The organism is Brevibacterium sp. UMB1308A, from assembly GCF_030230605.1.
In the GTDB taxonomy this organism is placed as follows: domain Bacteria; phylum Actinomycetota; class Actinomycetes; order Actinomycetales; family Brevibacteriaceae; genus Brevibacterium.
The window spans coordinates 110409-119176 of record NZ_JASPDO010000005.1 but is presented as its reverse complement, the minus strand read 5'-3'; the positions used below and the strand labels follow the sequence as shown (position 1 = coordinate 119176).

5 protein-coding genes, 2 tRNA genes and 1 pseudogene are annotated in these 8768 nt (G+C 56.7%); 1 reads left to right on the top strand and 7 read right to left on the bottom strand.

The features are described 5' to 3' along the window. A pseudogene (locus tag QP868_RS04355) lies at nucleotides 1–345 on the top strand (IS256 family transposase); the annotation flags it as partial. Nucleotides 346–474: 129 nt separating this feature from the next. Here the strand turns inward: QP868_RS04355 and QP868_RS04350 are convergent. The 7 genes from QP868_RS04350 to recF form a co-directional block, all read right to left on the bottom strand. Continuing rightward, nucleotides 475–547, bottom strand: a tRNA-Ala gene (locus QP868_RS04350). A gap of 163 nt (nucleotides 548–710) precedes the next feature. Then, nucleotides 711–784: transfer RNA gene (locus QP868_RS04345), tRNA-Ile, on the bottom strand. A 198-nt stretch (nucleotides 785–982) separates the two neighbouring features. After that, nucleotides 983–2212, bottom strand: a complete 1230-nt coding sequence (locus QP868_RS04340) for a DUF3566 domain-containing protein (protein WP_284925391.1) — start codon at nucleotides 2210–2212, stop codon at nucleotides 983–985. Next, the gene (gyrA, locus tag QP868_RS04335; protein WP_473964625.1) at nucleotides 2209–4857 is read right to left on the bottom strand and encodes a DNA gyrase subunit A; all 2649 of its coding nucleotides are present in this window, start codon (nucleotides 4855–4857) and stop codon (nucleotides 2209–2211) included. The genes QP868_RS04340 and gyrA overlap by 4 nt, the downstream gene beginning before the upstream one ends. Nucleotides 4858–4917: 60 nt before the next feature. Then, nucleotides 4918–6912: a DNA topoisomerase (ATP-hydrolyzing) subunit B gene (gyrB, locus tag QP868_RS04330; RefSeq protein WP_005882568.1), complete on the bottom strand. Its 1995-nt coding sequence runs from the start codon at nucleotides 6910–6912 to the stop codon at nucleotides 4918–4920. Nucleotides 6913–7118: 206 nt separating this feature from the next. Then, nucleotides 7119–7640, bottom strand: coding sequence for a DciA family protein (locus QP868_RS04325; RefSeq protein ID WP_284925390.1), 522 nt, complete (start codon nucleotides 7638–7640; stop codon nucleotides 7119–7121). After that, on the bottom strand, nucleotides 7640–8758 hold the full coding sequence (gene recF / locus QP868_RS04320) for a DNA replication/repair protein RecF (protein WP_284925389.1): 1119 nt from the start codon (nucleotides 8756–8758) through the stop codon (nucleotides 7640–7642). The genes QP868_RS04325 and recF overlap by 1 nt, the downstream gene beginning before the upstream one ends. Between the last annotated feature and the right edge of the window lie 10 nt (nucleotides 8759–8768).

Below are 8768 nucleotides of genomic sequence, written 5' to 3'. Positions count from 1 at the left end.
ACTAACGAGCTCTTCACCTGGCTGAACACCCACACAACCCAACCAGTCGCGAACACAATCAACTCGCTAGAAGGAGGACCGAACAAAGCCATCAAAGACTTCCTAAGAAACCACCGCGGACTCACCATCAACCACGCCCGCCGAGGCATCGACTGGATACTCTACAAAGCCACACACAACCCCAACGACCCCTGGGACTTCGTCACCGAAACCCACTGGAACCCACCACAACCACACGCCCACACACAACCCGACGAACCCATCGGACCTGCAGAATACGACACCGGCTTCACCTACGAAGACGGCATCAAACTCCGACAAGGATGGGCCGGAAGACACCCCTAACACGCCCGACCCATACACACTTTTTGGCCTATAACCCAGGAATGAGGCCAGCGGGACAACGCAAAAACCCTGGTGGGTTATCCCACCAGGGCTTTTGTTCTACGAGTGCTGTCTCACTAGCTTCTCGAGTGGAGGTAAGGGGACTCGAACCCCTAACCCTCTGCTTGCAAAGCAGATGCGCTACCAATTGCGCCATACCCCCAAGCGGTGAAATCTACTTTATACCGAGTCGGTGTAGGATTTCCACTCCTGGTGGCCACGCTGTCGCTGTGATCTTACTCGCAACACACAACCCAAAAGGGCCGCTAACAGTGTGACCGGCAACCATTTCTTCACGTCGTTTCCTCCGATCGGATGTGGTTACGTGGGCCTACCTGGACTTGAACCAGGGACCTCTTCATTATCAGTGAAGCGCTCTAACCGCCTGAGCTATAGGCCCTAAACCGAAAATCTAATATACACACGTTTCAAACACTTTGCAAAACACGTACTCGCACCCACCAGAACCGGGCGAACTCACGCCCAAAGACCCACCCAAAAATAACTCTCGCCCGGACACTGCACACAGCATCCGAGCGAGAGCTCACACACTCAGCCAACCTCAACCGCCAGCCAGGGCCGCAGCCACAAATCAGCCTCAGTCGTCGACCAGCGTCAAGCGGAATCCGCCCACCATCGACGATCCAATGTTGTACAAGAACCCAAACAGCGTCGCCAGCGCGGTCATAAGCACCACGTTCACCACGGCCAGAATCACCGCAAAGCTCACAACCGGACCAAACCCAAGCAACTTCAACATCTCTTCTGCTGACTCGGGTCCCGCGATCTCACCCATGGTTCCACGGATGCTCTCCAGCGTTCCCGTCGCCTGCAGCACCAGCCACAGAATAATGAACGCCACAATCGTCGCAATACCCAGCGCCACCGACAGCAGCAACGTCATCTTCGAGACCGACCACAGGTCAACACTGGCCACCGTCAGGTTCACACTACGCGGCCCCGACTTCTTGTTGCCCTTCATCTTCACGCCGGCAGAGCTCGCGCGCACGCCATCCTTGGACTTCTTCGCGCCACTGGTCTTCGCAACGTTGGAGTGGTCCGGCCCGGATCCTGACTGGTTTGCCGACGCCGAGGTCGCAGCACCACCCGCCGCAGACGCACCCGCGCCTGCTCCGGCTACAGCGCCTACACCGCCAACTTGCGTGGGAGCCGACCCACGCTGAGCCTGTGAGGACGGCTGCGATTCGCCACCTCGGTCACGGGACGTATCTGGTCCTGAACCCTGCTGTGTTGGCGCCTCGGAACCACGTCCGCCCGCAACGCCGCCGGTACCTCCGCCGGCACTCCCAGCACTACCAGCCCCGCCCGAGGTCGCTACCACCTGAGTCTGCCCAGCATCTGACTTGGAACCACCCAGGCGAACTCCCTGCGATGTGGAGCGCACACCCGAACTGTTTGCCTTGGATGCGTCAGTGCCCGTCGCACTACTATCTCCCGCACCGGACTTTCCAGAGCCGGAGGTGCTTGCAGAGTCAGTTCCAGCGGCTGGAGCCTGCGCAGGCTTCGCGGGCTGTGCCTTCACGGGTTGCTCCTGCTGTCCCGCCGGCTTCCCTGCCTGTCCGCCTGACCCAGCCTTTGCCGGCGTCTGTGCCTGGGTCGTTGTCTTTGGCTGAGCAGTCTGCCCGGCCTGCTGCGACTTTGCCGGTTGCTGTGGCTTCGCCGGCTGACCGCCGCCAGCACTAGATGCTTCGCGCTTGTTCTCAGTAGCACCACTCTGCGACTGACCAGTGTCAGACGACCCCGCCGTCAAGCGGGTCTTCCCTGCTGAGGTCCTGAGGATCCTTGGCTTGTTCTCGTTATCGCTCACTGGTGTCCATCACCTTCGTCTGCTGATTGAGTTTCGGCTGACTGGTCGTCCTGAGTTTCGGCTGACTGGTCCGAGTCTACTGACTCGCCATCAAGCTCAGCATCAGAAACCGTACCTTCTTCGACTTCATCCAGAATGTCTTCAGCTTCCGGTCCCCGAGTCACCGCAATAATACGGTCCTTCTTACCCGGTTTCGCAAACACAACTCCCATCGTGTTACGGCCCTTGGCAGGAACCTCATCGATCTTGGAGCGCACAACCTTGCCCATTTCCATGACAACAAACACGTCGTCACCCTCGGACACGATCAGTCCGCCAACCAGATCACCGCGCTGTTCAGTGATCTTAGCGACCTTAATTCCAAATCCGCCACGTCCCTGCAAACGGTATTCCTCAACCGGGGTGCGCTTGGCGAATCCGGCCTCCGTCACCACGAACACGTACGTGCCTGGAGTGACGACGTCCATGGTGAGCAAGGTGTCGTCATCTTTGAACTTCATTCCGGTAACGCCCGAGGTGGCACGGCCCGTTGGCCTGATTGTCGAGTCGTCCGCGGCGAACCTGATCGACATTCCTTTACGGGACACCAGGAGCAAGTGGTCTTCAGCGTCAACCAAGCGCGCTGAAACCAATTCGTCTGGTTTTCCATCTGCCATTTCGCGCAGGTTGATCGCGATGACACCACCGGTGCGGTTGGAGTCGTATTCAGACAGCCGCGTCTTCTTCACCAGACCAGACTTCGTGGCAAGCATCAAGTACTGCGCCGCGTCATAGTCCGGGATCGACAGGACTTCCGCAATCTCTTCATCAGGTTGCAGCGCCAACAGGTTGGCGACGTGCTGACCCTTAGCGTCACGCATACCTTCTGGCAGCTCATAGGCTTTCGCACGGTACACACGCCCTGTGTTGGTGAAGAACAACAGCCAGTTGTGCGTCGACGTCACGAAGAACTGCTCCACCACATCGTCCCCACGCAGGCGGGCACCCGTGATGCCCTTACCACCTCGGTGTTGGGCCCGGTACAACGCAGACTGGGTGCGCTTTGCGTACCCTCCACGAGTAATGGTGACGACCACTTCTTCTTCAGGGATCAGGTCTTCGATGGACACGTCACCGTCGAAGCCAGCCAAAATCTTGGTACGGCGATCATCCCCGTAGCGCTGCACAACCGCGTCAAGTTCTTCAGACACGATTTCACGCTGACGCGCAGGCGTTTCAAGGATCTCGTTGTAGTCCTTGATCAGTTCTTCAATCTTCTGAGCTTCTTCTTCGATCTTGAGACGTTCAAGCGCTGCCAGACGGCGCAACTGCAAGTCCAAAATCGCATTTGCCTGGATTTCGTCGACGTCCAACAGCTCCATCAGGCCGGTCCGCGCTTCATCCGAAGACGGCGAACGACGAATCAACGCAATCACTTCATCAAGTGCAGAAAGTGCCTTGAGGTAACCGCGCAGAATGTGGGCGCGTTCTTCCGCCTTCTTCAAGCGGAAACGCGTACGACGCACAATCACGTCGATCTGGTGCTTGACCCACAAACGCAAGAACGCGTCAATGGACAAGGTCCGTGGAACATTGTCCACCAGCGCCAGCATGTTCGCTGAGAAGTTCTCCTGCAGCTGCGTGTGCTTGTACAGGTTATTCAGCACGACCTTTGCGACCGCATCGCGCTTCAGGACAATGACCAACCGCTGACCGGTACGCCCAGAAGACTCGTCACGCAGGTCAGCAATACCAGCAACCTTGCCGTCCTTAACGTACGAAGCGATCTTGTTCGCCAACGTATCCGGGTTCACCATGTACGGAAGTTCAGTCACCACCAGGCACGTACGTCCCTGGATCTCTTCCACTTCCACAACCGCACGCTGCGTGATCGATCCACGGCCGGTACGGTACGCGTCCTCAATTCCCTTGCGCCCCAAAATGGTGGCGCCGTTGGGAAAGTCTGGCCCCTTGATAATGCCCAGCAACGCTTCAAGAGCTTCGTCGTTTGTGGCATCCGGGTGCGCCAACAACCACTGCGCACCGGCTGCTACTTCACGCAGGTTGTGCGGCGGAATGTTCGTGGCCATACCCACCGCAATACCGGCCGAACCGTTGACCAGCAGGTTTGGGAACCTAGCCGGCAGGTACACCGGTTCTTGGTTACGCCCGTCGTAGTTGTCCTGGAAGTCAACCGTGTCTTCTTCGATGTCACGCACCATCTCCAAGGACAGTGGCGCCATTTTGCACTCCGTGTAACGAGGAGCAGCCGCCCCATCATTACCGGCCGAACCGAAGTTACCCTGCCCGTCAATGAGCGGGTAGCGCATGGCCCACGGCTGAACCAAACGCACCAAAGCGTCGTAAATCGCGGAGTCACCGTGTGGGTGGTACTGACCCATCACGTCACCCACAACACGTGAGCACTTGGAGTAGTTACGGTCAGGGCGGTACCCACCGTCATACATCGCATAGAGAACGCGACGGTGAACCGGCTTCAAACCGTCCCTGGCGTCAGGAAGCGCACGCCCTACAATCACACTCATTGCGTAGTCCAAATAACTACGCTGCATTTCAAGGTTGAGATCAACCTTTTCAACTCGTGAGGCCACTACGCCTTGCGCGTCTTCTGGTGTCTGGTCCTCACCGTGAGTTTCGTCGGCCACTTAAGCCCTCCTCATGTCTGAACGCTGACTCGCACACGCGAGCTGGCAACGTCGTATGTCTTAAATGTCTAGGAAGCGAACGTCTTTTGCGTTCTCTTGAATAAAGCGTTTGCGCGAATCCACGTCATCGCCCATGAGCACCGAGAAAATCTCGTCGGCCACCATCGCGTCGTCCAGCGTGACCTGCTTGAGCAGACGGTGATCAGGGTTCATGGTGGTCTCCCACAGTTCGTGGTAGTTCATTTCACCAAGACCCTTGTAGCGCTGGATACCCAGTTCTTTAGGCAACCGCTTCCCGTTGGCGCGCCCGTCAGTCAGGAGCGCGTCACGTTCCCGATCTGTGTACGCAAATTCATCCGCGGCATTCGACCACTTGATGCGGTACAGCGGCGGGGTAGCCAAGTACACGTGACCACGCTCGATGAGCGGCTTCATGTACCGGAAGATCAGCGTGAGCAACAACGTGGTGATGTGCTGGCCGTCAACATCGGCGTCAGCCATCAGCACAATCTTGTGGTAGCGCAGTTTCTCGATGTCGAATTCGTCGCCGATTCCGGTTCCAAAAGCCGTAATCATCGACTGCACTTCCAGGTTCGACAGCGCACGGTCGAGCCTAGCCTTTTCAACGTTGAGGATCTTTCCACGCAACGGCAGAATCGCCTGCGTCAGTGGGTCACGGCCCTGCACCGCCGAACCACCAGCGGAGTCACCCTCCACAATGAACACTTCCGAAATCGACGGGTCCTTTGACTGGCAGTCTTTGAGCTTTCCAGGCAGACCCGAAGACTCCAACAGCGACTTCCTGCGCGTCGCCTCTCGAGCCTTGCGGGCAGCCATCCGTGCTTGAGAAGCCTGGATGGCCTTGCGGACGACCTCTTTGGCTTGCATAGGGTTGGATTCCAGCCAGTGCCCGAGGTGGTCGCGGACTACCCGCTGCACAAACCCGCGTGCTTCTGAGTTCCCCAGCTTGGTTTTGGTTTGACCTTCGAACTGTGGTTCACCCAGTTTGATGGAGATAACCGCAGTGAGTCCTTCACGCACGTCATCACCAGTGAGGTTGGTGTCCTTTTCCTTTAAGAGCTTTTGTTCACGCGCATACGCGTTGATCAAGTTAGTCAACGCGATGCGGAAACCTTCTTCGTGCGTTCCACCTTCGTGGGTATTAATGGTGTTGGCATACGTGTGAACCGATTCTGCGTAGCTCGACGTCCACTGCATTGCGACTTCAAGCGCAATGGTTTCTTCAGTGTCTTCAGCTTCAAACGAAATGATGTCTTCGTGAACTGGCTCAGACTTCTTAGTGGAGTTCAAGTACTTCACGTAATCAAAGAGGCCGTTGTCATACTTAAACGTGACTTCACGTGGCTTGAACTCTTCTTCTTGTTCTTCTAACTGAACGTCGTCGTCATTGACCTGTTCTGCGCGTTCGTCGCGCAGAGTAATGCTGAGCCCTTTGTTCAAGAACGCCATCTGCTGGAAGCGAGCGCGTAGCGTTTCAAAATTGAACTGGACGGTGTCAAAAATCTCTTCATCCGGCCAGAACGTGATGATCGTTCCGGTGTGATCAGCCGCTTCGCCCTTGGTGACCTCACCCGTGGGTACACCGCGCTCGTAGCTTTGACGCCACACAAATCCGTCACGGTGAACTTCTGCGTCCATCCTCTTCGACAGCGCGTTAACGACTGAAGAACCCACACCGTGCAAACCACCGGATACTGCGTATCCGCCACCACCGAATTTACCTCCGGCGTGCAGGATCGTCAGAACCACCTGCAAGGTGGGGACCTTCTCAGTGGAGTGAATGGCAACCGGGATACCACGACCTCGGTCTTCTACCCGCACTCCCCCATCAGCCAAAATGGTGACGTGGATTCTGTCGTTGAACCCGGCCAGAGCCTCATCGACAGCGTTGTCGACGATTTCATATACCAAGTGGTGCAGACCACGTTCGGATGTTGACCCGATGTACATACCGGGACGCTTACGAACCGCTTCTAAACCTTCCAGGACGGTAATATCGTCCGCGTCATAATGCCGGTTGTCGTCCGCTGTCATGGGTCTCCTCGTCTGAACAATACGTACTGCTCAATAGTACCGTGTTCGCAACTCTCATACCTCTATATAAGGCGTTTAAACCGGGCAAATTTGGAAGTTTATCCCGATTCACACACCGCCCCTTAGCTCCACGGGTGTGCGGCCGTTATTTGGGCGTTCAGCGCTTCGCCAGTTTGCGGACTTTCCAGACGTACAAACGATGCCTTCTATCCGTACGTATCCCTGGGTCCCCGACCTTTAACTGAGCGTCTTCCACGCTTCCACGACTTCTGAGTTGGGCCCAGAATCTCAATCTCGTCAATGATGCGCCTTCCCAGCTCCTTTTCTAGCCGATCCAAAAGCATCATCGACATCACGCGCATCTGCGTAGCCCACGTACTCGAACTCGCACGCACCACCAACATGGGCGGTTCACACACGACCGGTACACAGTGCTCAGCCACATTTGCACCCACAAGTTGCGGCCACCTACCCATCAGCTCACCCACATCGAGCTGACTCTCCCACCCAAACTTCTTCGTCAGCGTAGCCAAGCTGATACCCAACTTCTGCGGATCCCGAGGATCCTTACCAGGACCGGAATAGACGACCTCGGCGCGGGTAAAACTACGCCACGAACGCTTTGCACCAGTTGCCAAATCCGCACCGTCCCCCATGCGGCGCACCCGGTCCAACGCCTCTAACACCGCGACCGAGGTGGTGGGATCCCCCAGGGTGTACTGCCCCACTAGGCGTCCCTTAAGTTAATAATGGTCGAGTGCAAGGACTCCGGAACGTCACCAGGGACCGCGGCGGTGATCAGAACCTGTTGCGCAGGCTCAAGCATTCCAGCCAAGCGGTTGCGACGGCCCTCATCGAGTTCAGCGAAAACGTCATCGAGCACCAAAACAGCGGAATCATCCGGGCCACTGTTGTCTTCTTGAAGTACGTGCCAGCCAGCCAACTTCAGTGCCAAGGCCACTGACCAGGACTCACCGTGCGAAGCGTAGTGCTTTGCCGAAACTCCCCCGATCTCAAGTTCAAGATCGTCACGCTGTGGCCCCACTAGCGTGAGACCCCGGTCAATTTCGGGCACCCTCCTGGACTGAAGGGCCGCAATAATTGCGTTCTTCGCATCAGTAGCGTCTTCGATATCCGAATAATCAATCCGCGACGTATAGGTTGCGGTCACTCTTTTGCGGTCCTCATTGGCATCCTGCGCCAAGGTGGCAAAGTCATTCTGCAAAGGTTGAGTAAGGCGCTCCACCAAATCCATTCGCCCCACCACCAGCTGGGATGCAGCCTCCGCAAACGCCTCATCCCAAATTGCAAGCGTTGCCTCAAGACCTGGATCGCGGTTGTTTTTCAGTTCCTTCAGCAAGGCGTTTCGTTGCTTGAGCGCCCGGTCAAAATCTGCCCGCACGGCCACGAATCTAGGTGACTGAGTCACCAACAAGTCATCAAGAAAATCCCGCCGTTGAGCCGGTTCACCCTTCACCAGACCCAAGTCTTCTGGCGCAAACACCACACACGGCAACAGACCAACCAACTCACGGGGACGCACCGACTGACGCTGGATCCTGGCCGAATTGGCCCCTTTGGCACGGACGGTGACTTCTAAGGCCAACTGACGGTCACCTCGGTGAGCCAAAACAGCAACGGTTGCCTCATCACAACCGGACCTGACCAATGGCAAATCTTGCGAAACCCTGTGGGATTTCAAGTGTGAAACGTACGCCAACGCCTCAACAAGATTGGTTTTTCCCCACCCGTTAGGTGCAACGAATGTGCTTACGCCCTTTTCTAGAGCGACATCGAAGGACTCGTAGGAGCGAAAGTTACGCAGACGCAGCTGCGAAACCCACATGTTTAACCTC

What these genes read in the sequence shown, in the direction of transcription:
- gyrB (WP_005882568.1), bottom strand. Translation starts at nt 6,912, where the DNA reads ATGACAGCGGACGACAACCGGCATTATGACGCGGACGATATTACCGTC.
- recF (WP_284925389.1), bottom strand. Translation starts at nt 8,758, where the DNA reads ATGTGGGTTTCGCAGCTGCGTCTGCGTAACTTTCGCTCCTACGAGTCC.